Here is a 24613-nt window from a genome sequence, read left to right on the forward strand (position 1 = left end):
GAACGACGAGCCTCTGGTGGTGGTCGCCGTGGGCGGCACGCCGGAGTCCTCGGCCAAAGCGGCGGAGGCGGTCGCCGCCCGCACGTCCCGGATGACCTGGCTCGCGTACGACGGATTCGACCAGCAGTGGCACGGCATCGGCGAGGAGCGGCCGCTCGCCGAGTCGCTCGCCCGTGCCGATCTCGTCCTGGTCGGGATGGGCATGCCCCGCCAGGAGCGCTGGATCCTGGAGAACCGGGACCTCGCCCCGCGGGCGGCGTTCGCGAACGTGGGGGGGCTGCCTCGACTACATCGCCGGCACGCAGGCGCTCGCCCCGCGGTGGATGGGCGCCCTGGGCGTGGAGTGGCTGTTCCGCCTGGCGCGCGACCCGCGCCGGCTCGCGGCCCGCTACCTCCTCGAGCCGCTGCAGCTGCTCCGCATCGTCCTGTCCGGCCGGTCCCGCGCGAAGCGGACGCCCGGCCCGTGCGACTCTCCGCGGCCCTCCGGCCGGGTGTCGACCGGAGTCGGTCCGCACTGATCCCCGCCGGCGGGCCGCCTCAGGCCTGAGCGGAGTACTTCTCCTCGGTGGCGGCCTTCGCGGGGCGCCACCAGTCCTCGTTGGCGCGGTACCAGTCGATGGTGGCGGCGAGTCCGGCGTCGAAGTCGGTGTAGCGGGGGCGCCAGTCGAGTTCGGTGCGCAGGCGGGTGGAGTCGATGGCGTAGCGGAGGTCGTGTCCGGCGCGGTCGGTGACGTGGTCGAAGGCGTCCTCGGGTTGTCCGAAGGCGGTGAGGATGCGGGTGACGACGTCGAGGTTGCTCTTCTCGCCGTCGGCGCCGATGAGGTAGGTCTCGCCGATCTCGCCGCGGTCGATGATGGCCCAGACGCCGGTGTTGTGGTCGTCGACGTGGATCCAGTCGCGGACGTTGGCGCCGGTGCCGTAGAGCTTGGGGCGGATGCCGTCGATGGCGTTGGTGATCTGGCGGGGGATGAACTTCTCGACATGCTGGTAGGGGCCGTAGTTGTTGGAGCAGTTGGAGATCGTGGCGCGCACGCCGAAGGAGCGCACCCAGGCGCGCACGAGGAGGTCGCTGGCGGCTTTGGTCGAGGAGTAGGGGCTGGAGGGGTTGTAGGGGGTGTGCTCGGTGAAGCGCGCGGGGTCCTCGAGCTCGAGGTCGCCGTACACCTCGTCCGTCGAGATGTGGTGGTACCGCACGTCGTGCGCGCGCACCGCCTGCAGGAGCGCGAAGGTGCCGATGACGTTCGTCGCGAGGAAGGGCGTCGGGTCGTGCAGCGAGTTGTCGTTGTGCGACTCCGCGGCGAAGTGGACCACCAGATCCGCATCGGCGACCAGCCGGTCCACCAGCTCGGCGTCGGCGACGTCGCCCTCGACCAGCCGCACGCGGTCGGCGACGGGGGCGAGGGAGTCGCGGCTGCCCGCATAGGTGAGCTTGTCGAGCACGGTGATCCGCGCGTCGGGACGCTCGCGCAGGGTGAGGTGGACGAAGTTGCTGCCGATGAAGCCGGCACCGCCGGTGACGAGGATCCGCACGGGTTCTCCTGGAGGTCGGGAAGGTCGGGGGAGGCCGGGCTCAGCGGCCCGCGTTCACGCCTTCGAGGCTGAGCAGGCGGTGGAGGTAGGCGCCGTATCCGCTCTTGACCAGCGGTGCGGCGAGCTCGGCGAGGCGGGCGTCGTCGATCCAGGAGTTGCGCCAGGCGATCTCCTCGATGCAGCCGATCTTGAACCCCTGCCTCTGCTCGATCACGCGCACGAACTCCGTCGCCTCGATCATGGAATCGAAGGTCCCGGTGTCGAGCCAGGCCGTTCCCCGGTCGAGCACCTGGACGTTCAGCCGCCCCGCCTCGAGGTAGCGCTCGTTGATCGTCGAGATCTCGAGCTCGCCGCGGGCCGAGGGCGTGATCGTCTTCGCGATCGCCACGACGTCGTTGTCGTAGAAGTAGAGGCCGGGCACGGCGTAGTTGCTGCGCGGCTGCTCGGGCTTCTCCTCGATGGAGACGGCTCGGAAGTGCTCGTCGAACTCGACGACCCCGTAGGCGCGCGGGTCGGCGACCTGGTAGGCGAAGATGACGGCGCCCTCGATCGTGGTGTTCGCCGCGAGGGCGGTGCCCAGGGCGGTGCCGTGGAAGATGTTGTCGCCCAGGACCAGGGCGACCGACTCGTCGCCGATGAACTCCTCGCCGATCAGGAACGCCTGCGCGAGCCCGTCGGGGGAGGGCTGCACGGCGTACTCGATCCGCATGCCCAGGCTCGACCCGTCGCCCAGCAGGGCGCGGAACTGGTCGTTGTACTCGGGGGTCGTGATCACGAGGACCTCGTCGATCCCGGCCATCATCAGCGTCGACAACGGGTAGTAGATCATCGGCTTGTCGTAGATCGGCATCAGCTGCTTCGAGATGCCCTTGGTGATCGGCCACAACCGCGACCCCGAACCACCCGCGAGGACGATGCCCCTCATCGGAGCAGCCCCGGGTGAGGAGCGGCGGCGGGGGTCCGCTGCACCGCCGAGGGGAGCGTGAAGATCTGCGGGGAGAGGGTCACGGAGCCGACTCTATCGGCGGCGCCTCGGTGCCTCCGCATGCCGGTGCAGCGGGCGCGGAACCCGTGGCGGGGACTGACGGTCGAGCGACCGCTGCCGACGCGATCCGACTCCGTGAGCGGCGCGCACGCCGCCTCCGCGTCCGTATCGCGCCTCCCACTCGGAGGCCGCCGGGCACGGGGATAACTTCTCCGACGTCCGCGGCTCCGCCTGCCGCGACGGAGAGAGGTACCGCCCTGTGCACGAGGTCATCGACCAGCGGGACTCCGCGCTCCTTACGTCTCCCGGTCCCTGCCGCCGATTCCCCCTGACGGGGGGAGTCCGCCCGTGCTGACCATCGGGATCGTCGCCCTCGATGCCTGGCACGCGGCTCCGCTCGAGCGCGCCTGGCGCCGCCAGGGACACCGCGTGGTCGTGGTGACCGGTGACCCGGAGGGGTTCAGCGGGGCGGAGCTCCGCCCCAGCGTGCTCGCCCGCTTCCTCGAGCCCGCCGGCCGGAGGGGCGCCGGGTCCGTCGGGCTCGCCGTCGTCACGCGCCGGGCCCGCCGACTGCTCGCTCCGGAGCGGCCCGACCTCGTGGTGGCTCTCCCGGGGACGGCCGTGGAGCTCGCCGGGCTCGCTCCGATGACCGTCCTCCTGGCCGACGACCTCCCGGCACTCCCGCGCCTCCGGTTCGAAGAGGAGCGCCGCGGTGCTGTCGTCGTCACCCCGACGGAGCGGCTCGCGTCAGCCCTCGCGGGAACGGTCGTGACCCTGGGCCTGCCGGACGCGTCGTTCCCGATGCCGTCCGCCCCCGACGGGCCCCTCCGCTTCGCCGCCGTGGGAGCCTCCTGTCTCGACCGGGGCGCCGAGCGGCTCGATCTCCTCGCCCGCCTGGACGGCGCCGAGTACGTCACCGTGATCGACGACGGCGGCGGCATCGCCGACGACCTCGCGTCGGGGCTGCGCTCCGTCGGCGAGCAGGACCGCGACGGCGTCGTCGAGGTGCTCCGCCACTCCCACGTGTACGCCCACCTGACGCCGTCGACGACCGGCGCGGCCGCCGGACTCGACGCGCTGGCGAGCGGGCTGCCGGTCCTCGCGATCGAGTCGAGCGTCCTGGCCGATCTCTGCGCGGCGGGGGCGGGCGTGGTCCTCTCCGACGACGCGACGCGCGAGGACTACGAGGACGCCCTCCATCGGCTCCGGCGCGAGTGGACGGCTCTCTCCCGGGGGGCCGCCGAGCTCGCGCGGGAGCGCCCGTGGTCCGTCGCGGCCGAGGAGATCCTCGCCCTCGCGGAGGGACGCGTCCGTGTCGCCTGAACCGGTTCCTGCTGTCGGCGCCTCCGCCGACGCGATGCTGCCGAACGCCGTCGCCCTGCGCCTGGCCGCCGTGCTGGTGCAGTACACCCTGCGGACGCACGGCGTCCGCAGCCTCGTGGTGAAGGGCGAGGGTCTGCACCGCCAGGGGATCCGCGCGCCGATGACGTCGGCCGACGTCGACCTCTGGGTCGACCCCGAGCGCTTCGACGAGGCTCTCGGGCTGCTCGCCTCGATGGGCTGGCGCCGCCGCGCCGAGGCTCTCAGCTGGACGCTCTTCGTCGACCACTCGATCACGCTCGTCCACCCCTCGTGGCCGTGCGACGTCGACGTCCACCGCTCCTTCCCGGGTGCCTTCGAGGAGGAGCGGATCGTCTTCGACCGTCTCTGGGCGGCCGCCGAGGATCTGCCGCTGAGCGACGAGACCCTGCGGATCCCCGGGCGCGCGCACCACCTCGTGCTGCACGCCCTGCACCAGCTGCGCAGCGCGCGCTCCGCCTCGGCGACCACGGCGCTGGCGGTTCTGAAGGCGCACGCCGCCGGCCTTCCGAGCGAGGAGCGTGAGGCGATCCGCGACGCGGCCGTCGAGCTCGGCGCGCAGACGCCGATGACGGAGCTCCTCACCTCCTGGGGAGTCCCCGCCGCGCCCGAGGAGCGCTACCGGCAGGCCCAGATTCTCTGGGACGTGCGCCGCAGCTCCGACCGGCACACCTTCAACTGGCTGCACGCCGTGGCGTCCGCTCCCTGGCACCTGAAGGGAGGCCTGCTGGTGAGAGCCGCCTTCCCCACCCGCGCGGATCTCGAGGCGAGCCATCCTGAGGCGACGACGGTCCGGCGTCGGCTCCGGCTCCGGGGGGAGCGGACCCTGCGGGCGCTCCGAGGCCTCCCCTCCGCCCTCACCGGTTTCGCCCGGGTGGCGCTGAGCGGCCGCAGCGAGGAGCAGGGCCCGGCGTCCTCGTTCGAGGCGATCGCGGAGGCCACGGCGCCGGCGAGCGACCTCCCGGCCTCGTCCGACCCCGCGGCGAGCGCCGTGCATCCGGTGGAGGCCTCCGCGGAGGCGCAGGGGGGCAGCGCGCCGCCGGCCCAGCGCTTCGCCGTCGAGCGCACGGACGGTCAGGTCTACGTGCTCGACCTGTCCCGCCCGTCGGTGCCCCCGATCGTGCTCTCGCTGAGCGCCGCCTCGGTCTTCGAGGCCGTGATCAGGCAGCGCCGGCCCCGGGACGAGGTCGTCGACCTCCTCGCCGATCACTACGACGTCGACCCCGGGACGATGGGCCGCGACGTCGACGCCGTCCTGGCCGAACTCGACGTCCGCTTCCCGGGCGCGGTTCCCGACGGGGCGCTCTCATGAGGGCAGCCCGTTCCCGTTCCCTGCGGATCCTGCACGTCCTCGACTCCTTCGAGGACGGGGGCGCGCAGCGTGTGGCCCTCTCCCTGTGTGCGTGGAGCCGCGAGCACGGCTGCGAGACCGCCTACTGGGGGCGTCCCGGGCCGCTCAGCGACCGCGCCGCGCAGGAGTCGCCCGTCTTCGTGGTGCCGAGACCCGGACAGGGCTTCGCGGCCGATCTGCGCGAGCTCGCACTCGCCGTCCGCCGGTTCCGCCCGCACGTCCTGCACGCCCACCAGCGCCGCGAGGCTCTGCTGGCCCTCCTCGTCGGCGCCGCGCTCGGTGTCCCCGTGGTCGAGCACGCGCACACCGAGCTGCCCGGGATCGACAGGCGAGCGCTCTCCTTCCGCTCCCGGCGGGTGTTCGCCGTCTCCGCCTCAGTGGGGCGGATGGTCGTCGAGGGCTACGGCCGCCCGCAGGATCGCGTCGTGGTCACCGGCAACGCCCCGGCGAACGTCACCGCGGAGCCCGCGAGCGCGCCGGAACTCGCCGAGCCGGTCGTCCGCGTCCTCGGCATCGGGCGGCTCGCGGAGCAGAAGGACCCGGTCCGCTTCCTCGCGGCCGTCGAGGCCCTCGCCCGGGTCCGGCCCGTCACCGGCACCTGGCTCGGCGACGGTCCGATGCTGCCGGTGCTGCGCGAGCGCGCCCGGGGAGCCGGAGTGGTCGACTTCGCCGGTCCGTCGGCGGACGTGACCGGAGCGCTGGACGCGGCGCACCTCCTCCTGTCGACCTCGCGGTGGGAGGGGACTCCGCTCGTGATGCTGGAGGCGATGGCCCGCCGTCGCCCGGTCGTGGCGACCGACGTCGGCGGTGTGGGCGAGCTGCTCGCCGACGGTCGGGGCCTCCTGCTCCCCGCCGACGCCGACGGGGAGCGGATCGCCGAGCTCCTCGCCGCCGCTCTGGAGCGACCCGAGGGGCTCCTGATGCAGGCCGACCGCGCGAAGGCGTGGGTGGACGAGGCCGCCTCGCCCGACGCCGTCTTCGGACCCGTCGTCGCCGCCTACCGCGAGCTCGGGGGCCGACGGTGAGCGGGGGCGTGCACTCGGTGACCGTCGTGGCTCCCTGCTACAACGCGATCGCCCGGCTCGACGGCTTCCTCGCGCGGCTCGCACTCACTCTCGGACCGGGGACGCGGGTCGTCCTCGTCGACGACGCGTCCTCGGACGGCACGGCGGAGGTGCTCGAGAAGTGGGCCGAGGGACGCGAGGACGCCCGGGTCCTGCTCCTCGAGCAGAACGGCGGCGTCGCTGCCGCCCGGAACCGCGCCCTCGACGGCATCGACTCCGAGTTCGTCTGGTTCGTGGACGTCGACGACGAGTGGGACACGGAGATCCTTCGGACCCTCACCGCCGAGGCCGAGCGGACGGCGGCCGACGTCGTCGTCTGCCGGGCGCTCTACCGCACCCGGCAGTCGACCTCCGGACGTGTGATCGACGGCCTCGACCGGCGCGAACTGGTCTCGTCCGAACTCGCTCTCGAGCGGATGGCGTCCGGGCGCCTGCACGGCTTCCTCTGGAACAAGCTCTTCCGCCGCGCCGTCCTGCAGGAGGAGCTCTTCCCGCGCTTGAGCTCCCAGTCCGACTTCGTCGGCGTGCTGCGGGCCGTCCAGGCGGCGGAACGGGTGCTCTTCGTGCCGGAGATCCTCTACTCCTACGTCCACACGGCGTCCTCGATCACCCGTCGGCGCGACCCGGACCTCCGGAACCTCCTGGTCTGCGCCGAGGAGATGCGCGTGGCGCTCGCCCGTACGTTCGAGGAGGTGCCGCGCCCGCTGTCGGACTGGTTCACGACCTGGTTCTACGCCGTCCCCGTCGCGCTCACCCCGATCCGCCAGAACTCCGACGCGGCGCTCGTCGAGACCGGCGTCCGGCTCGGGTCCGAGGCGCTGCGCGACGTCCGCGTGCTCCGCTCCGCGCGGTCGCCGCGGCTGCTCGTCCTGGGGCTGGTGCTCAAGCACGTCCCCGCCGCCTTCACGGCGCTCAGCCGGATCCTCTACGCCGTGCACGACACCCGCCGCCGGCTCTCCGATCGGAGGAGCACCCGGTGGACGACGTGACCGTCCCCGTGCAGGCGGCCGCGACCGGACCCTTCCGCACACCAGCTCCGTTCCCTCCCTCCCGCACCTACCCCCGAGGAGCACCGGCATGACCTCCTACATCACCGGCCGCATCGAGCGGATGCCGGCCAGCATCACCACGCTCGACGAGGCGGCGGAGGCCGTGCTCGAGCTGTCCCGGAGCGGCCGCGACGAGCTGGTCGTCACGCCGAACACCGACCACTTCGTGCGCTGGAAGCACTCCGGCGAGTTCCGGCGGTACTACGGCCGGGCGTCCCTCGTGGTGCTCGACGGGGCGCCTCTGGTCTGGCTGGCCCGCTCGTACGGTCACCGCACGGCGAGCCGCGTGACAGGCATCGACCTCTTCACCGAGGTCTGCCGTCGCGCGGCGCTCGAGGGCGCGCCGATCGCTCTCATCGGCGGACGCCCCGGAGTCGGCGATCGCGCAGCCGCCGAGCTGCAGCAGCGCTTCGCCGGGCTGCAGGTGCCGGTCGTCGTCTCGCCGGAGCCGGCCGAGCTCGCGGACGACGCCTACCTCGCTCGCCTCTCCTCGACCCTGCGCGCGGCCGACGTCCGCATCGTCGCGCTCTGCCTCGGCTCCCCGAAGCAGGAGGAGGTCCGCGAGCGCCTGCTCGCCGTCGGCGGCACGGGAGCGGTGTGCCTCGGCGTCGGCGCCGCCGTGGACTTCCTCGCCAGCGAGATCCCGCGGGCGCCGCTCGTGGTGCAGCGCCTCGGCCTCGAGTGGGCGCACCGGCTCAGCCGGGAGCCCGGCAGGCTCTGGCGGCGCTATCTGGGCGACGCCGTGCGGGTGCTGCCGAGCGTGGTCGCGGCCCTCCGCTACCGGGTGCGCCGTGCCGTCCGCTGAGCACGCGGGAGTCGCCGCCGCCGCCGAGAGGCCGCTGGTCCTGGTCTGGAAGCGCGCGTGGCTGCAGGACTCCGAGACGTTCGTCCGCAATCAGATGCACGGACTCGAGCGCTGGCGCGCCCTCGGAGTGGGCCTCGAGCGCACCGGCTCGGGCGTCCTCCACGACCGCACGGACATCGTCCTGCACGATCCGATCACCCCTCGCGGGCGGCGGTCCCTCCTCCTGCGGTGGTTCGGAGTGTCACGACGGCTCGACGCGATCGTCGATGAGCACCGGCCCGCCCTCATCCACGCGCACTTCCTCATCGACGCCGTCTTCATCGCGCGGTACGCACGGAGGAGGCGCCTCCCGCTCGTCGTGACGGGGCACGGCTACGACGTGACCAGCTGGCCGCTCGCGACCGGAGCTCCGCGCCTGCTCCGCCCCCTCGCCCGAGCTCACCGCGCCCTCGAGGCCCGCGCCGTCTTCCGCACCGCGCTCGCGGTGATCGGGGTCTCCCGCTTCATCACCGACGGGCTCCTGCGCCTGGGGGCGGACCCGCGGCGCACCGGAGTGGGCTACATCGGCGTCCCGACCTCCCGCCCCGAGGCCGCACCGGCTGCGGAGCGCGCGGGAATCGTCTTCGTCGGACGCCTCACCGACAAGAAGGGCGTTCCGGATCTGCTCGAGGCGGTCGCCGCCCTCCCCGGACCGATCCGCGACGTCCCCCTGACCGTCGTCGGCGACGGCCACCTGCGGGGGGCGCTCGTCGAGCAGGCGGCGCGGCTGGGCCTGCAGGTGACCTTCACCGGCTCCCTGCCCCCCGCCGAGGTCGCCCGCATCCTCGCCGGCGCCGCGGTCTTCTGCGCACCGTCGCGGACCGCGGCGACAGGCGACTCCGAGGGCTTCGGCATGGTCTTCCTCGAGGCCGCGCTCGCAGGCGTCCCTGTCGTCTCGTACCGCCACGGCGGCGTCCCGGAGGCGGTCCAGGACGGCGTCACCGGGCTGCTCGTCCCGGAGGGGGACGTGCCCGGCCTGACCGGGGCGCTCGCCGCCCTGCTCCGGGACCCGGACCGCGCGGAGCGGATGGCCGCGGAGGGGCGGGAGCGCGTGCTCGCCTCGTTCGACCTCGCCGAGCGGATCCGCGACCTCGAGGACCTCTACGACCGGGCGGCCGGCCGATCGATGCCGACGACGACGGACGGAGATCGCGGATGAGCCGCGCCGAGCACCGCGCCGGCGATCCGCGACCGGGCCTCCGTCCAGCCTCCGCCGGGCGGGAGAGGTGAGCCTGCGCCGGAGCACCGTCGACGCGACCGCCTGGACGGCGGTCTCGTTCGCCGTCGCGCTCGTCGTGCAGCTCGGGCAGTTCGCGCTCCTGGCGAGACTGCTGGACCCCTCCGAGATGGGGATCATCGCGATCGTCGCCCTGCTCAACGCGTTCGTCGACATCTTCCTCGGCATGGGGGTCGCCCAGGCGATCATCCAGCGCCGGCGGGCGACCAGCTTCGAGCTCTCGTCGGTCTTCTGGCTCAACCTCTCCGTCGGGCTCCTGGTCACCGTCGCCGTCCTCCTGGGCGCCGCACCGATCGCCTCCCTGCTCGGGTCCGCCGCCGCGGCGCCGGTCCTCAGCGTCGCCTCGCTCGTGTTCGTGGGCAGCGCAGCCGGGCAGGTGCCGAGAGCGGTGCTCGAGAAGGGGATCCGGTTCCGAGCGGTCGCCGTGTCCGAGACGACCGCTCTCGTCGGCGGCTTCGCCGTGACGGTCTGCCTCGCGGTCTCGGGCGCGGGGGCGCTCTCCTATGCGTGGGGGCTCGTCGCGACCGCGGCTCTGCGCTCCGTGCTCGCCCTCGTGCAGGCCCGCCGCTGGTTCCGGCTGCGGTTCCGGTTCCGGATCCGCGAGACCGCCCGCTTCCTCTCCTTCGGCGTCTTCCAGACCCTCGACGGCATCGTCAACTACCTGGGCTCGAACGCCGGCTCGCTCGCGATCGGCCGCCTGCTCGGACCGGCCCAGCTGGGCGGGTACACCCTGGGATACAACCTCGCCGTGAACCTCCCCGCGAGGGTCAACCCGATCGTGACGCGGGTGATGTTCCCGGTGTTCTCCTCGATCCAGCACGACCGTGAGCGCGTCGCGCGGAACCACCTCCGCGTCACCGCGGTGCTCAGCATGGCGAGCATCCCGCCGCTGATGCTGGTGGCGCTGCGCTCCGAGGAGATCGTGCGGCTGTTCTACGGACCCGGCTGGGGCTGGATCGCGGGCATGACGAGCGCACTGACGGTGGTGGGCGCGGTGCGGGCGATCGGCAATCCGGTCGGCTTCATCCTGATGGCGATGGACCGGGTGCGGTTCGGGCTGGTCGTGAACATCGTGAAGACCGCGATCACGGTCCCGATGATCGTCGGCGGGGGAGTGCTGTTCGGACTCGACGGCTTGATCGGCGGGCTGCTGCTCTCGAGCGCTCTCGGCTTCGCCGTCACCTGCGCCGTGCTGCGGGTGGTGCTCGGAGTGCGCCTCGGCGCGTTCCTGCGCGCGTGCGCCGCGGGGCCGCTGCTCGCCGCACCGATGGCGATCGTGCTGCTCCTGCTCCGCCTGCTCCCCGAGGGCGCGCCCCTGCGGCTGCTCCCGGTGGAGCTGGCGCTCGCGGGCCTCGTGCTGGGAGCGACCGCCCTCCTGGCGCCGGGCCGCGACATCGCCGAGGCGCGATCGCTCGTCCTGTCGCGACTGCCCGCCCGGCTCCGGCTCGGCTCCGCCGCCCCGGTCGAGGTCGCCGTGGTGCTGGCCGCCGAGGAGCGCTTCGACGGCAGCGGGGGAGCCGTGGCGACCTGGGTCCGCGAGACGGTGTCCCGGTCCTCGCTCCGGATCGCCGTGCACGCGCCGTGGTCGTCGGCGTCACCGGGCGTGGACGTCAGGCCCCATCGTCTGTACCGGCGGATCTACGCGGTTCAGCGGCGCGCGGCACTCCTCCTGGCGCATCGGCGCGACAGCGACCCGGGCGCCGAGCTGCGCCGGCTGTCCTTCGGCGGGCGCTTCTGGCTGCTGGTGCTCGCTCCGTCGCTGCGCCGTGTCCCGACGGTCTGGATCCACAACCGCCCCCGCTACGCCGTGCGCCTGCGCCGCCTGGGCTACCGGGGGCGGATCGTCGCACACCTGCACAACGACCTGCTCGATCACCTGCCACCCGATCCCGCCGCCGCCCGGCGCTACCTCGACGCGGTCGACGAGTGGATCTTCTGCAGCGAGTTCCTGCGCGCCCGGGCGGTCGACCGGTACGGCCTGATCGCCACAGCCGTCCTGTACAACGGGGTCGTCCCTCCGCCCGAGGTCCCGCCGGCGCCGCTCGGCGGTACTGCGGAGGCGGTCTTCGCCGGGAGGCTGGTGGCCGAGAAGGGAGCCCGCGAGGCCGTCGAGATCGTGAGGCGGATGCGGACCGAGCACGGCGCCGATCTGCGGCTGGTCATCGCCGGCGCATCGGGCCTCGGGGACGACGCGACGCCCACCCCGTACGTCCGAGCGCTCGACGAGGCTGTCGCCGCCCTGCCCGGCGTCGTGCGCCGGCTCCCGTTCCTCCGGCACGAGGACCTGCTGGAGCTGTTCGGCTCCTCGGCGCTCCTGCTCTACCCCTGCCGCTGGGACGAGCCGTTCGGGATGGTGGTGGTGGAGGCGCTCTCGCGGGGGATCCCCGTCGTGACGGTCGAGCGCGGAGGCCTTTCCGAGATCCTGCGCACCTCCGACGGAGTGGTCGACGGATCCGTCCTCGTCCCGCCGGGCACGGAGGAGGAGGTCGCGGACGCCGTCCTCGCGGAGCTCCCCGCCCTCATCGCCTCGCTGCGCGATCCCCGGCGACGCGCGGAGGTCGCTGCGGCGTCGCGGCGCCGAGCGGCGGACTTCGGCTGGCCGGGCATCGCCCGCCGCGCGGACGAGCTGCTGGCAGACCCCCGTGGCTGAGGCGCGGGGCCGCCGCGCGCACGCGGATCGACGTTCCGCGCCAAGCCCGTCGAGGCTCGTGCCGCGCGATTAGTGTCGGCGCGACATGCCACCTGCATCCCCTCTCCCGCCCGCGTCCGCCGACGCCACCGCCTCTCCCGTGCTGCTCGATCCGCCTCCCGCCCCGGACCGGCGCCCGCGGACGACCCTCCCGCCGCGAGAGGTCGGCCCGTCGTCCCGGAATCGGCGCGCCGCTCCTCCGCTCCGCCAGACGGAGGCCGCCACCAGCACCTCCGCGGAACGGCTCTGACATGGGCCGCCACGCCGACGACGCCCTCCTCCGCCGCCCGACCGCCTCTCGTCCCTCCGTCATCGCCGCGACCCGCGTCACCGACGCTCCGGAGACCCGCGGGCGGCCGTCGCGCGCGCCGGCGGATCCCGCTCAGCGGCGGCACGAGCGGATCGTCCTCGTCTTCCTCGCGGTGCTCCTGGCGCTGAGCGTCGTGCAGCTCTACACCCTGGGCCCCGTCACCGCTCCGGTCGCCTGGAGCCTGCTCTTCCTCCCGTACTCCGTGGCGCGGCTGCGCGGCGGGCGGATCGACCGGTTCGTGGTCGTGGTCCTCCTCGTGATCGCCGGCACCCTCTTCGCGCTCACCTACTCCGGAGCACGCGCGGCCGCGCTGCGCGACGTGGTCTCCGTCGTCTCCTTCCTCACTCCGTACCTGGCCGTCCGCGGGCTCGGCGACGGCGCCTGGCGTGTCGTCGGCCGCGCCCTCAACTGGGCGGCGCCCGTGTTCCTCCTCCAGGTGACGCTCACGATCCTCTTCCAGCTCGATCCCGTGCAGGAGACCGCCTACCTCCGGTGGCCGGAAGCGGTGCTGTTCTCCGACATCTACGTGCGGGACATCTTCACGACGTCCTTCAACAACGTCCTGCAGGAGAAGTCGGGAGGGTTCTTCCTCAACGGCAACATCGCCTCGATGTACATGGCCACGACCGGCGCGCTGGCCTTCGCCGTCTGGAGACGGCAGCGGGGGAGTCTCCTCCTGCTCGTCGCCGTCGCCGGGCTGGTCGGCGCCCTCTTCACGCTGTCCAAGACCGCGATCGTCCTCGCGATCGTCCTGCCCCTGCTGGTCGCCGCGATCCGCGGACTCAAGGGACGCAGCCTCGGTCCGGTCGCCTGGATGATCACCATCCCCTCCGGGATCACGGCCGTGTACGCCGTCGCCGTGTCCTTCCCGCAGCTGGCGGAGGCGGGCGTGCTCACGCTCGGGGCCCGCGGCGACTTCCTGCGCCTGGCTGCGAGTGCGTTCCCCGACAACTGGCTGCTGGGGCTGGGGTACGGCGGATGGCAGGAGCTGTGGCTGGCGCGCGGGTCGCAGTTCACCCAGCACAGCGAGCCGCGCCCGCCTCACAACCTCCTCGTCACCGCGTGGACCAACGGCGGGCTCCTGATCGCGCTCCCCGTCCTCGCGTTCCTCCTCCTCGCCACCATCGCCGTCGTGCGCCTGCTCCTCCGGGTCGCCCGGAACGAGGCCGTCGCCGTCGGGGCGCTCGCCGTCGCCGTCCTCTGGACGTTCCTGCACGGGATGGCCGACAACACCACCTGGTTCGGCGATCAGCACTCGCTCGCGACGCTCGCCGTCTCCGTGGCGCTCGTGGGCGTCCTGTCGGCGGAGGCGCCCGCCACGCCGGGCCGAGTGCCTCACGGAAGCGCTCCGGCGGCCTCGGCCGGCGCGGGTCGGGCGCCGCTGCGACGGCCGCCGAGCCCCGGCCTCGGGCGGCGCTGACGCGACCGCCGCGCCGCAGCCGGTCCGGACACGGACCGCGCCGGTATCATCGACCCGTTATGGCACGCATCTACGACTGCTCCGTCGACACGGACCTCCTGACCGGCACCCGTCTCGCGCGGACGGCCATCGGCCGCGGCGAGCTCGTGGTGATCCCCACCGACACCGTCTACGGCGTCGCGGCCAACGCGTTCGACGCCGCCGCGGTCCAGCGCCTGCTCGACGCGAAGGGACGGACGAGGCAGTCGCCGCCGCCCGTCCTGATCGGGGACGTGGCCGCCCTCGACGCCCTCGCCGAGAACGTGCCGGAGGCGGTGCGCGACCTCGCGCGCGAGTTCTGGCCCGGCGGGCTCACCATCGTCCTGCACGCCCAGCCCTCCCTGGTCTGGGACCTGGGCGAGACGCGCGGGACCGTGGCGCTGCGCATGCCGGACAACCCGGTGACGATCGAGCTCCTCGCCGAGACCGGTCCGCTGGCGGTCTCCTCCGCCAACCGCACGGGGCAGCCCTCGGCCACGACCGCACAGGAGGCGTTCGACCAGCTCGGCGACTCCGTCGACGTCTATCTCGACGCCGGCGCCGCCGGATCGCGCTACAGCGACCGCCCCGCGGGCGCCAGCGAGTCCTCGACGATCGTCGATGCGACAGCGCTGAGCTTCGAGGGCGGCACCCTGCGCATCCTGCGCCAGGGCGTCGTGTCGGCCGAGCGGATCCGCGAGGTCGTCGGCGACCTGCTGCCGGATCCGGACGCGCCCCGCGCCGAGACGTCGGAGCCCGACGCCTCCACGGTCGGCGCGGCGCAGGCCGGGGACCAGCAGGAGCCCGCCGAGACCGCGACCGGCAGCGACCCGTACGCCTTCGAGCGGACCCCGACAGCGCGCCCCGACTGGGCCTCCGGTGCCCGCCTGCAGGACGACTCCGCTCCCGTCGATTCCGCCGATGCGCCGGACACGGGTTCGTCGAGCACGAACGCGCCGACGCCCAACACCGGCACCGGCGCCGCCCGCACCGACTCCGCTCCGGGTGAGTAACCGGTGATCACCTTCGCCCTCGTCTCGCTCGCGGTCGCGCTCGTGACCGGAGCGCTGTCGTGGGTCATCTGGAAGCTGAGCCTGAAGTACCGGCTCTACCCGAAGATCCGCGTCAGGGACATGCACACGCGGCCGACCCCCCGCCTGGGCGGCATCGCGATGTTCCTCGGGATCCTCGTCGGCTTCGGCATCGCGGCCCAGCTGCCCTACTTCCGGCTGGTGTTCGCCAATCCCGAGCCGATCCTCGCGATCCTCGGCGCGAGCCTGCTCATCGTCCTCATCGGCGTCGCCGACGACATCTGGGACCTGGACTGGACCACGAAGCTGGCCGGTCAGCTGATCGCCGCGGGCCTGATCGCCTGGAAGGGCGTGCAGATCGTCTCCCTGCCGATCGGCGGCCTGACCGTCGGCTCGCCGTGGATGTCGCTGATCATCACCGTGCTCGCGATCGTCCTGGTCACCAACGCTCTCAACTTCATCGACGGCCTCGACGGCCTCGTGGCGGGCGTCGCCCTGATCGCCAACGGGGTCTTCTTCCTCTACAGCTACCTGCTGGTGCAGCAGACCTCGCCCACCGACTACTTCAACCTGGCCTCGCTCATCGCGGTCCTGCTCGTCGGCGCCTGCGCCGGATTCCTCCCCATCAACTGGCGTCCGGCGCGGATGTTCATGGGCGACAGCGGCGCACTGCTGATCGGGATGCTGATGGCCACCTCCGCGATCGCGGTCACCGGCCAGATCGACCCGGCCCAGCTCGCGGCGAAGGAGCTCCTGCCCGCGTTCATCCCGATCATCCTGCCGTTCGCGATACTCGTGGTGCCGCTGATGGACTTCGGCCTCGCTGTGATCAGGCGCCTGCGCGCGGGAAAGTCGCCGTTCAGCGCCGACCGGAAGCACCTGCACCACCGCCTGCTCGACATGGGGCACTCCCACCTGCACGCCGTGCTGATCTTCTACGCGTGGACCGCCGTCGTCGCCGTCAGCTGCCTGCTGATGTTCGTGGTCGACGTGCTGTGGGTCCCGCTCGTCTTCCTCGGAGTCGGTCTGCTGGTCTGCACCGTCGTCACGCTCGCCCCGCTCAGCCGCCGCAAGCGGCTCGAGGCGGCGGCGCAGTCCGCGGAGGCCTCACCCGTCCTCGACCCCCTCGACCGCGCGTCCTCGACGGAGCTGCTCCGTCCGCCGGCCGGACTCCCGATCGACCGGGACACGACAGCGCCGACCACGGCGCGGAAGGAAGCATCATGACCGGAGCCTCCCCGGCCACCCCCCGTCCGCAGCCCGCGTCCGTCCCCGTCCTGCGCCGCGCGCTGGTCGTGGGCGGCCTCTTCGTGCTCGCCCTGGCCGTTCTCGGCACCGTCGTCGGCGGGATCGCCGCCGGGGGAGAGGGCGCGATCGGAGCCCTCCTCGGCGCGATCGTCGGCGGCGTGATGGTGCTCCTCACCGCCGCGAGCATCCTCGTCGCCAACCGCCTCGACATCGGCGGGTTCTTCGCCGTCGTCCTCGGCACGTGGCTCGCCAAGTTCGTGCTGTTCGTGATCGCCGCCCTGGTCCTGCGCGATCAGCCGTGGCTGAACAGCACCGCGATGTTCGTCACGATCATCGTCGCCGTCCTGGGGTCCCTGGTGATCGACGTCCTCGTCGTCTCGCGCTCGCGCATGCCGAACGTCAGCGACATCGCTCGATGAGGACGAGCCGAACGGTTCCTGAGAGGACCACGATTCGGCTCTCAGGCCGTTCTGTTGCTACAGTAGGGACGAATCCCGCAGGCGAACGTGTCCTCAGATCGTCTCATCGTTGATGGCGGTCGTCGAGCACGATCGCCGTCCGAGCGGAAAACCCCACCTTTCGTCGTCGCGAGAGCGTTGCGTCCGAATGATTCGATTCGGTCGGCTGCAACGTGCCACGCCCCGAATTCCAGGAGCTAGCGCTGTTTGCTAACGCTGTGACCCTGTTGGTCTCGTCCTCGACCGGTGAGAGTGACTTCCACACCCCGTCGATCTCCGAGTTCTTCCCGCCCGGTTTCCTCTTCGAGGGAACCCCTTTCGAGATCAACCGCGTCATGCTGGTCCGCTTCATCGCGGTCATCGCACTGATGCTGTTCTTCTGGCTCGGGACGCGCAAGCTGCGCCTCGTCCCCGGCCGCTTCCAGAACGTCGTCGAGCTCGCGTTCGACTTCGTCCGCGTCACCATCGCCAAGGACATCCTCGGCGAGAAGGACGCGCGCCGGTTCCTCCCGATCCTCGTGACGATCTTCTTCGCGATCATCTCGATGAACCTGACCGGCATCGTCCCGTTCCTGAACATCGCGGGGACCTCCGTGGTGGGCATGCCGCTCTTCCTCGGCCTGGTCGCCTACGTGACGTTCATCTACGCGGGCATCAAGGACCGGGGGATGGGCTTCTTCAAGAACGCCCTGTTCCCGCCCGGAGCGCCGTTCCTGATCTACTTCATCCTCACGCCGATCGAGCTGCTGCAGACGTTCATCATCCGTCCGCTCTCGCTCGCACTGCGGCTCGTGATGAACATGATCGTCGGCCACCTCCTGCTGGTGCTGTGCTTCTCGGCCACGCAGTTCTTCCTCTTCAGCTCCCAGATCGACCCGGGCTTCAAGCTCTTCGGCGTCGTGACCTTCGCCTTCGGCGGTGCGTTCACGCTCTTCGAGCTCCTCGTCGCCGTGCTGCAGGCCTACATCTTCACCCTCCTCGCTGCGGTCTACATCCAGTTGGCCGTCGCCGAGGAGCACTGACCCCACTACTCACGGGCTCCCGCCCGTTCTCACGATCACCCCACTGAAAGGACCCACTCGTGGACTCAGTCACCGTTCTCGCCGAACTCACCGGCAACATCGCGACGGTCGGTTACGGCCTCGCAGCGATCGGCCCCGGCATCGGTGTCGGCATCGTCGCGGGCAAGACCGTCGAGGCCATGGCGCGCCAGCCCGAGATGGCCGGCCGCCTCCAGACCACGATGTTCCTCGGCATCGCGTTCACCGAGGTGCTCGCGCTCATCGGCCTCGCCACCTACTTCATCTTCGCGGCGTAGTCGTGTTCAGCACCGCTGTGAACATCGCTGCGGAAGAAGGTGACGTCCCCGCGGTCATTCTGATCCCGGAGTTCTACGACTTCTTCTGGTCGGGGGTGATCTTCCTCATCCTGCTGTTCTTCTTCTGGAGGCTGGTCCTGCCGCGCCTGCAGAAGATGCTCGACGCGCGCTCCGCCGCGATCGAGGGGAACATCGCGAAGGCCGACGAGGCCCAGCGACAGGCCGAGGCCGCCCTCGAGAAGTACACCGCCCAGCTGGCCGAGGCCCGCGCCGAGGCCGGAGTGATCCGTGAGAAGGCGAACGCCGACGGCAACGCGATCGTGGCGGCGAAGAAGGAGCAGGCGCAGGTCGAGGCCGAGCGCATCCTCCACAACGCGCACGCTCAGATCGAGGCGGACCGTCAGGCCGCCGTGGTCTCGCTCCGCTCCGAAGTCGGAACCCTCGCCATCGACCTCGCCTCCGGCGTGATCGGCGAGAGCCTCAACGACGACGCGAAGGCGTCCGCGATCGTGGACCGCTTCCTCGCCGACCTCGAGGCCTCGGAGAAGGCGAACAACTGATGGGCAGCGCGTCCAGGCAGGCACTCGCATCGGCGAAGGCGGAGCTCTCCGCCCTCGCCGGTCAGGCGTCCCTCGACACGGCCCAGCAGCTCTTCGAGGCCGCACGGGTCATCGACGGCCAGGCGCAGCTGCGCGCGGCCCTCGCCGACCCGAGCGCCGACTCGAGCAGCAAGCAGGCTCTCGTCGCCCGCGTGTTCGGTCCCTTCGGCGAGCCGGCCAAGCGCCTGCTCACCGTGATCGTCGGCCACCGCTGGTCGAGCCCGAGCGACATGGTCGCCGGGGTCGAGGAGGTCGGGGTCCGCGCGATCGCGTCGTCCGCTCCGGAGGGCGTCAACCTCGAGAAGGAGCTCCACTCCTTCGGCGAGGTCGTCGCCTCCGACGCCCAGCTCGAGCTCGCGCTCGGCAGCAAGCTCGCCGCCGCCGACTCGAAGGTCGCGCTCGTGCAGCGCCTCCTCGAGGGCAAGGCCGCGGCCGAGACGCTGGCGATCCTCCGGCAGCTGATCGCGCACCCGCGCGGTCGCCGCATCCCGGAGCTCGTCCGCTTCGCAGCAGGCGTGGTCGCCGACCAGGGCGGGTTCATCCTCGCCACGGTCTCGGTCGCCGCACCGATCGCCCCCGAGCAGCTCGACCGGCTCCGCTCGGCGCTCACGCGCCAGTACAGCCGACCGGTCTCCGTCAACGTCGTGGTCGATCCCTCCCTCCTGGGCGGGATGCGCCTGCACGTCGGCGACGAGGTCATCGACGGAACCGTCTCCGCACGGCTGTCCGACCTGAAGCTCCAGCTCGCGTCCTGACGGGCGCACGTATCCTCAGAGGGCACTGCCCTCGACCCCCGCACCATCCAGGTCAGGCCCCGACGACCTCTTCGGCTCGCACGGACCCAACGAATAGGAATTCCCATGGCAGATATCACCATCAGCCCGGATGAGATCCGCGACGCGCTGAAGGACTTCGTCTCGTCGTACGAGCCGGGCAAGGCCTCCACCACCGAGGTCGGCTACGTCATCGACGCCGCCGACGGCATCGCCCACGTCGAGGGCCTCCCCGGCGTCATGGCCAACGAGCTCATCCGCTTCTCCAACGGCGTCCTGGGCCTGGCCCAGAACCTCGACGAGAACGAGATCGGCGTCGTCGTCCTCGGCGAGTTCTCCGGCATCGAGGAGGGCATGGAGGTCACCCGCACCGGCGAGGTCCTCTCGGTCCCCGTCGGCGACGGCTACCTCGGCCGCGTCGTCGACCCGCTCGGCAACCCGATCGACGGACTCGGCGAGATCGCCTCCGAGGGCCGCCGCGCCCTCGAGCTCCAGGCTCCCGGCGTCATGTCGCGCAAGTCGGTCCACGAGCCGCTGCAGACCGGCATCAAGGTCATCGACGCGATGATCCCGGTCGGCCGCGGCCAGCGCCAGCTCATCATCGGCGACCGCCAGACCGGCAAGACGGCCATCGCGATCGACACGATCATCAACCAGAAGGCCAACTGGGAGTCGGGCGACACCAACAAGCAGGTCCGCTGCATCTACGTCGCCATCGGCCAGAAGGGCTCGACCATCGCCTCGGTGAAGGGCGCGCTCGAGGACGCCGGAGCGATGGAGTACACGACCATCGTCGCGTCCCCGGCCTCCGACCCCGCCGGCTTCAAGTACCTCGCCCCCTACACCGGCTCGGCCATCGGCCAGCACTGGATGTACGGCGGCAAGCACGTCCTGATCATCTTCGACGACCTGTCGAAGCAGGCCGAGGCCTACCGCGCCGTGTCGCTCCTCCTGCGCCGCCCGCCGGGACGCGAGGCGTACCCGGGTGACGTCTTCTACCTGCACTCCCGTCTGCTGGAGCGCTGCGCGAAGCTGTCCGACGAGCTCGGCGCCGGCTCGATGACCGGTCTCCCGATCATCGAGACCAAGGCCAACGACGTCTCGGCCTACATCCCGACCAACGTGATCTCGATCACCGACGGCCAGATCTTCCTCCAGTCCGACCTCTTCAACGCCAACCAGCGTCCCGCGGTCGACGTGGGCATCTCGGTCTCGCGGGTCGGCGGCGACGCGCAGGTCAAGTCGATCAAGAAGGTCTCCGGCACGCTGAAGCTCGAGCTGGCGCAGTACCGCTCGCTCGAGGCCTTCGCGATGTTCGCCTCCGACCTCGACGCCGCCTCGCGCCGTCAGCTCGCCCGCGGCGCCCGCCTGACCGAGCTGCTCAAGCAGCCGCAGTACTCGCCGTACCCCGTCGAGGAGCAGGTCGTCTCGATCTGGGCCGGAACGAACGGCAAGCTCGACGAGGTCCCGGTCCCCGACGTGCTGCGCTTCGAGCGCGAGCTCCTGGACTACCTGGGCCGCAACACCCAGGTGCTGAACACCCTCCGCGACACCAACGTGCTCTCCGACGACACCGTCGCCGAGCTCAACCGTGCCGTCGACGGCTTCAAGCTGGAGTTCCAGACCGGTGAGGGCAAGCCGCTCGCCTCGGTCGGGCGCGAGGAGCACCAGGCCATCGCGGCCGACGAGGTCGGCCAGGAGAAGATCGTCAAGGGCCGTCGCTGACCAGCGGCACCCCGTCGATTCGCCACTTTTAGGACAACAGGAGACACATGGGAGCGCAACTCCGGGTCTACCGGTCGAAGATCCGCTCGGCCCAGACGACCAAGAAGATCACTCGGGCCATGGAGCTGATCTCGGCCTCGCGCATCCAGAAGGCGCAGAACCGCGTCGCTGCCGCGGCGCCGTACTCGAACGCGATCACGCGCGCCGTGTCCGCTGTCGCGACCTACTCGAACGTGGAGCACCCGCTCACGACCGAGCGCGAGAAGCTGGACACGGCCGCGATCGTGATCTTCACCTCCGACCGCGGCCTCGCCGGCGCGTTCTCCTCGAGCGTGCTCAAGGAGGCCGAGGAGCTGGCCGCGCTGCTGCGCAGCGAGGGCAAGGAGGTCGTCTTCTACCTGGTCGGCCGCAAGGCGAACGCGTACTTCTCGTTCCGGAAGCGGGCCAGCGTCCGCGTCTGGACGGGCGGCACCGACCAGCCCGTGTTCGAGACGGCGAAGGAGATCGCGGACGCGGTCGTCGAGTCGTACAACCTCGATGACGAGGAGGGCGGCGTGGACGAGATCCACCTCGTCTACAACCGCTTCGTCAGCATGGTCACCCAGCAGCCGACCGTCGTCCGGCTGCTGCCGCTCGAGGTCGTCGAGGGCGCCGAGGAGCAGAACAGCGAGCTGTACCCGCTCTACGAGTTCGAGCCCGACCCCGAGACGGTCCTCGACCGCCTCCTGCCCGTGTACGTCGAGAGCCGCATCTTCAACGCGATGCTGCAGTCGGCGGCCTCGGAGCACGCGGCACGCCAGAAGGCCATGAAGTCGGCGAGCGACAACGCGGACACGCTGATCAAGACATACACGCGTCTCGCCAACAACGCCCGCCAGACCGAGATCACGCAGCAGATCGCCGAGATCGTCGGCGGCGCCGACGCCCTGTCCTCCTCCAAGTAAGAGGGCTCCGCTCCACACAGTTTCGACTCCGCCCTCCGGGAGCGGTGAGACCACAGAAGGAAGTAGCAATGACACTGACCGCACCTGAGGCGGCGACCGGGACGTCGGGCGGGGCCATCGGCCGCATCGCCCGCGTCACCGGCCCCGTCGTTGACATCGAGTTCCCCCACGACGCGATCCCCGAGGTCTACAACGCGCTCTACACGCACGTCGAGGTCGAGGGCGTCTCGAGCAAGCTGACCTTCGAGGTCGCGCAGCACCTGGGCGACGACCTCGTCCGGGCCATCTCCCTGAACCCCACCGACGGACTCGTCCGCGGCCAGGAGGTCCACGACACCGGCCTGCCGATCTCGGTCCCGGTCGGCGACGTGACCAAGGGCAAGGTCTTCAACGTGATCGGCGAGGTGCTCAACGCCGACGCCGACGGGAAGATCAACGGCGAGTCGTTCGAGATCACCGAGCGCTGGCCCATCCACCGCAAGCCCCCGCAGTTCGATCAGCTCGAGTCCAAGACCGAGCTGTTCGAGACCGGCATCAAGGTCATCGACCTGCTCACTCCGTACGTGCAGGGCGGCAAGATCGGCCTGTTCGGCGGCGCGGGCGTCGGCAAGACCGTCCTCATCCAGGAGATGATCCAGCGCGTCGCGCAGGACCACGGTGGAGTGTCCGTGTTCGCCGGCGTCGGCGAGCGCACCCGTGAGGGCAACGACCTCATCGCCGAGATGGAGGAGGCGGGCGTCTTCGACAAGACCGCGCTCGTCTTCGGCCAGATGGACGAGCCGCCGGGAACGCGTCTGCGCGTCGCCCTGTCGGCACTGACCATGGCGGAGTACTTCCGCGATGTGCAGAAGCAGGACGTGCTGCTCTTCATCGACAACATCTTCCGCTTCACGCAGGCCGGCTCGGAGGTGTCGACCCTCCTGGGCCGCATGCCCTCCGCGGTGGGCTACCAGCCGAACCTCGCCGACGAGATGGGTGTGCTCCAGGAGCGCATCACCTCGACGCGCGGACACTCGATCACCTCGCTGCAGGCGATCTACGTCCCCGCCGACGACTACACGGACCCGGCGCCGGCGACCACCTTCGCCCACCTCGACGCGACCACCGAGCTCTCCCGTGAGATCGCGTCGAAGGGCCTCTACCCGGCCGTCGACCCGCTCACGTCCACCTCGCGCATCCTCGACCCCCGCTACCTGGGCGCCGACCACTACCGCGTGGCGACGAACGTGAAGCAGATCCTGCAGAAGAACAAGGAGCTGCAGGAGATCATCGCGATCCTCGGTGTCGACGAGCTGTCGGAGGAGGACAAGATCACGGTGTCGCGTGCGCGCCGGATCCAGCAGTTCCTCTCGCAGAACACCTACATGGCGAAGAAGTTCACCGGTGTCGAGGGATCGACCGTCCCGCTGAAGGACACGATCGAGTCGTTCGACGCGATCACCAAGGGCGAGTTCGACCACGTGGCCGAGCAGGCGTTCTTCAACGTCGGCTCGATCTCGGACGTCGAGGAGAAGTGGACCCAGATCCAGAAGGAGAACGGCTGATCATGGCCGGGACCCTGAAGGTCAGCGTCGTGTCCGCGAACGCCGAGGTGTGGTCCGGAGAGGCGAAGCAGCTCACGGCTCGCACGGTCGAGGGCGAGATCGGCATCCTCGCCGGCCACGAGCCGATGCTCGCGATCCTCGCCACCGGCGAGGTGCGCGTCACGGCCCTGGACGGCACGCGTCTCACCGCGCAGGCCGACGACGGCTTCCTGTCCGTCGAGAACGACGTGGTGACCGTGGTCGCCCGTCAGGCATCGCTGGTCTAGTACACCGCCGCTCACCGCGGCTCGGAGGGGCCGGACGATCATCGCGATCGTCCGGCCCCTTCGTCGTGCCGCCCGTCCCTCTTCTCCGAAGGAGTCCTGTGCACGTCCTGCTGCCACCGTCCGAGACGAAGCGCGACGGCGGCGACGAGCCGTTCGTGCTCGAGTCGCTCGCCTTCCCCGAGCTCCACGCGAAGCGGCGCGAGCTGGCGGAGGCGCTGATCGCGCTGGCCGGGGACCCCGAGCTCTCTGCCCGGGCGCTGAAGCTCGGTCCGCGTCAGTTCGGCGAGATCGATCGCAACGCGGGGCTCGCGACCGCGGCAGGTCTCCCCGCGGTCGACCGCTTCGACGGGGTGCTGTTCGATGCGCTCGACGCGCGCAGCCTCGATTCCGGTGCACGGGAGGTGCTCGGTCGGACGGCGATCGTGCAGTCCGCGCTCTGGGGGCCGATCCGCGCCCTCGACCTGATCCCTGCATACCGTCTGTCCCACGACTCCCGTGTGCCGGGCAAACCGCTCAAGCGGTGGTGGGCGGCGGAGGCCGGGCGGGTGCTGAGCGCGCTCGACGGGCTCGTCCTCGATCTGCGGAGTGAGGCGTACGCGGCGCTCGGACCGGTCCCTGCGGGCGAGGGGCGGTTCTTCGTCCGCGTCCGCTCGCGCGGGGCCGACGGCGTCCTCCGGTCGCTGAACCACTTCAACAAGCAGGGCAAGGGACGCTTCGTCAGGGCGCTGGCGGAGGACCGGGTGGCGACGGAGTCGCTCGGCGAGCTCTCGGCGTGGGCGGCCGGGCGCGGGTTCCTGCTCGCCGAGAACCGGCACACGGGAGAGCTCGACCTCGTCGTGCCGGAGTCGTAG

General features: G+C 71.4%; 23 protein-coding genes and 1 pseudogene. 22 read left to right on the forward strand and 2 right to left on the reverse strand.

The genetic code is table 11. The annotated features are described in order from the left end of the window. Positions 1-28 precede the first annotated feature (28 nt). A pseudogene (locus tag C5C30_RS18195) lies at positions 29-208 on the forward strand (hypothetical protein); the annotation flags it as partial. Further along, a complete protein-coding gene (locus C5C30_RS17920; RefSeq protein ID WP_219813756.1) occupies positions 174-518 on the forward strand; it encodes a WecB/TagA/CpsF family glycosyltransferase in 345 nt (114 codons plus the stop codon). The pseudogene C5C30_RS18195 and the gene C5C30_RS17920, both read left to right, overlap by 35 nt. A gap of 19 nt (positions 519-537) precedes the next feature. On the opposite strand, the gene rfbB is transcribed toward C5C30_RS17920, so the two are convergent. Together rfbB and rfbA are read right to left on the reverse strand one after the other, a co-directional pair. Then, on the reverse strand, positions 538-1530 hold the full coding sequence (rfbB, locus tag C5C30_RS00970; protein ID WP_104223009.1) for a dTDP-glucose 4,6-dehydratase: 993 nt from the start codon (positions 1528-1530) through the stop codon (positions 538-540). Positions 1531-1570: 40 nt separating this feature from the next. Next, positions 1571-2455: a glucose-1-phosphate thymidylyltransferase RfbA gene (gene rfbA, locus C5C30_RS00975; protein WP_104223010.1), complete on the reverse strand. Its 885-nt coding sequence runs from the start codon at positions 2453-2455 to the stop codon at positions 1571-1573. A 408-nt stretch (positions 2456-2863) separates the two neighbouring features. Here rfbA and C5C30_RS00980 point away from each other — a divergent pair, with 408 nt between their 5' ends. The 20 genes from C5C30_RS00980 to C5C30_RS01075 all read left to right on the forward strand — a co-directional run bounded on the left by C5C30_RS00980 (position 2864) and on the right by C5C30_RS01075 (position 24613). After that, positions 2864-3838: a hypothetical protein gene (locus C5C30_RS00980; protein ID WP_104333004.1), complete on the forward strand. Its 975-nt coding sequence runs from the start codon at positions 2864-2866 to the stop codon at positions 3836-3838. Further along, complete coding sequence (locus tag C5C30_RS00985; RefSeq protein WP_146081460.1) at positions 3828-5186, forward strand: PqqD family peptide modification chaperone; 1359 nt, start codon at positions 3828-3830, stop codon at positions 5184-5186. Before C5C30_RS00980 ends, C5C30_RS00985 begins: the two co-directional genes overlap by 11 nt. Further along, positions 5183-6250, forward strand: a complete 1068-nt coding sequence (locus C5C30_RS00990) for a glycosyltransferase family 4 protein (RefSeq protein ID WP_104260109.1) — start codon at positions 5183-5185, stop codon at positions 6248-6250. The genes C5C30_RS00985 and C5C30_RS00990 overlap by 4 nt, the downstream gene beginning before the upstream one ends. Before the next feature lie 8 nt (positions 6251-6258). Beyond that, the gene (locus C5C30_RS00995; protein WP_181131406.1) at positions 6259-7278 is read left to right on the forward strand and encodes a glycosyltransferase family 2 protein; all 1020 of its coding nucleotides are present in this window, start codon (positions 6259-6261) and stop codon (positions 7276-7278) included. A gap of 88 nt (positions 7279-7366) precedes the next feature. Continuing rightward, complete coding sequence (locus C5C30_RS01000; RefSeq protein ID WP_104319111.1) at positions 7367-8143, forward strand: WecB/TagA/CpsF family glycosyltransferase; 777 nt, start codon at positions 7367-7369, stop codon at positions 8141-8143. Then, entirely contained in the window at positions 8130-9341 is a 1212-nt protein-coding gene (locus tag C5C30_RS01005; protein WP_104333007.1) for a glycosyltransferase, read from the forward strand. The genes C5C30_RS01000 and C5C30_RS01005 overlap by 14 nt, the downstream gene beginning before the upstream one ends. A 67-nt stretch (positions 9342-9408) precedes the next feature. Next, complete coding sequence (locus C5C30_RS01010) at positions 9409-12069, forward strand: MOP flippase family protein (protein WP_104333008.1); 2661 nt, start codon at positions 9409-9411, stop codon at positions 12067-12069. Positions 12070-12359: 290 nt separating this feature from the next. Next, a complete protein-coding gene (locus tag C5C30_RS01015; protein ID WP_104327273.1) occupies positions 12360-13838 on the forward strand; it encodes an O-antigen ligase in 1479 nt (492 codons plus the stop codon). 59 nt (positions 13839-13897) lie between these two features. Next, on the forward strand, positions 13898-14869 hold the full coding sequence (locus tag C5C30_RS01020) for an L-threonylcarbamoyladenylate synthase (RefSeq protein ID WP_104323882.1): 972 nt from the start codon (positions 13898-13900) through the stop codon (positions 14867-14869). 3 nt (positions 14870-14872) lie between these two features. Continuing rightward, a complete protein-coding gene (locus C5C30_RS01025; protein ID WP_181131408.1) occupies positions 14873-16114 on the forward strand; it encodes an MraY family glycosyltransferase in 1242 nt (413 codons plus the stop codon). Then, entirely contained in the window at positions 16111-16554 is a 444-nt protein-coding gene (locus tag C5C30_RS01030) for a hypothetical protein (RefSeq protein WP_104223021.1), read from the forward strand. The genes C5C30_RS01025 and C5C30_RS01030 overlap by 4 nt, the downstream gene beginning before the upstream one ends. Positions 16555-16811: 257 nt before the next feature. Next, on the forward strand, positions 16812-17615 hold the full coding sequence (gene atpB / locus C5C30_RS01035) for a F0F1 ATP synthase subunit A (protein ID WP_068254016.1): 804 nt from the start codon (positions 16812-16814) through the stop codon (positions 17613-17615). A 59-nt stretch (positions 17616-17674) separates the two neighbouring features. Further along, positions 17675-17911, forward strand: coding sequence for an ATP synthase F0 subunit C (locus C5C30_RS01040; protein WP_055794702.1), 237 nt, complete (start codon positions 17675-17677; stop codon positions 17909-17911). A gap of 2 nt (positions 17912-17913) precedes the next feature. Further along, positions 17914-18471 carry a F0F1 ATP synthase subunit B gene (locus C5C30_RS01045; protein ID WP_244229449.1) on the forward strand — a complete coding sequence of 186 codons (558 nt, stop codon included), beginning with the start codon at positions 17914-17916 and terminating at the stop codon, positions 18469-18471. After that, positions 18471-19265: a F0F1 ATP synthase subunit delta gene (locus tag C5C30_RS01050; RefSeq protein WP_104232703.1), complete on the forward strand. Its 795-nt coding sequence runs from the start codon at positions 18471-18473 to the stop codon at positions 19263-19265. The genes C5C30_RS01045 and C5C30_RS01050 overlap by 1 nt, the downstream gene beginning before the upstream one ends. Before the next feature lie 105 nt (positions 19266-19370). After that, a complete protein-coding gene (atpA, locus tag C5C30_RS01055; protein ID WP_104333009.1) occupies positions 19371-21008 on the forward strand; it encodes a F0F1 ATP synthase subunit alpha in 1638 nt (545 codons plus the stop codon). A 47-nt stretch (positions 21009-21055) separates the two neighbouring features. Continuing rightward, the gene (locus C5C30_RS01060; protein ID WP_104223024.1) at positions 21056-21952 is read left to right on the forward strand and encodes a F0F1 ATP synthase subunit gamma; all 897 of its coding nucleotides are present in this window, start codon (positions 21056-21058) and stop codon (positions 21950-21952) included. A gap of 68 nt (positions 21953-22020) precedes the next feature. After that, positions 22021-23496: a F0F1 ATP synthase subunit beta gene (gene atpD, locus C5C30_RS01065; RefSeq protein ID WP_104223025.1), complete on the forward strand. Its 1476-nt coding sequence runs from the start codon at positions 22021-22023 to the stop codon at positions 23494-23496. A gap of 2 nt (positions 23497-23498) precedes the next feature. Continuing rightward, positions 23499-23762 carry a F0F1 ATP synthase subunit epsilon gene (locus C5C30_RS01070; protein ID WP_104223026.1) on the forward strand — a complete coding sequence of 88 codons (264 nt, stop codon included), beginning with the start codon at positions 23499-23501 and terminating at the stop codon, positions 23760-23762. A 98-nt stretch (positions 23763-23860) separates the two neighbouring features. Next, on the forward strand, positions 23861-24613 hold the full coding sequence (locus tag C5C30_RS01075; RefSeq protein WP_104333010.1) for a YaaA family protein: 753 nt from the start codon (positions 23861-23863) through the stop codon (positions 24611-24613).

This window comes from Rathayibacter sp. AY2B5, assembly GCF_002931645.1.
GTDB lineage: Bacteria > Actinomycetota > Actinomycetes > Actinomycetales > Microbacteriaceae > Rathayibacter.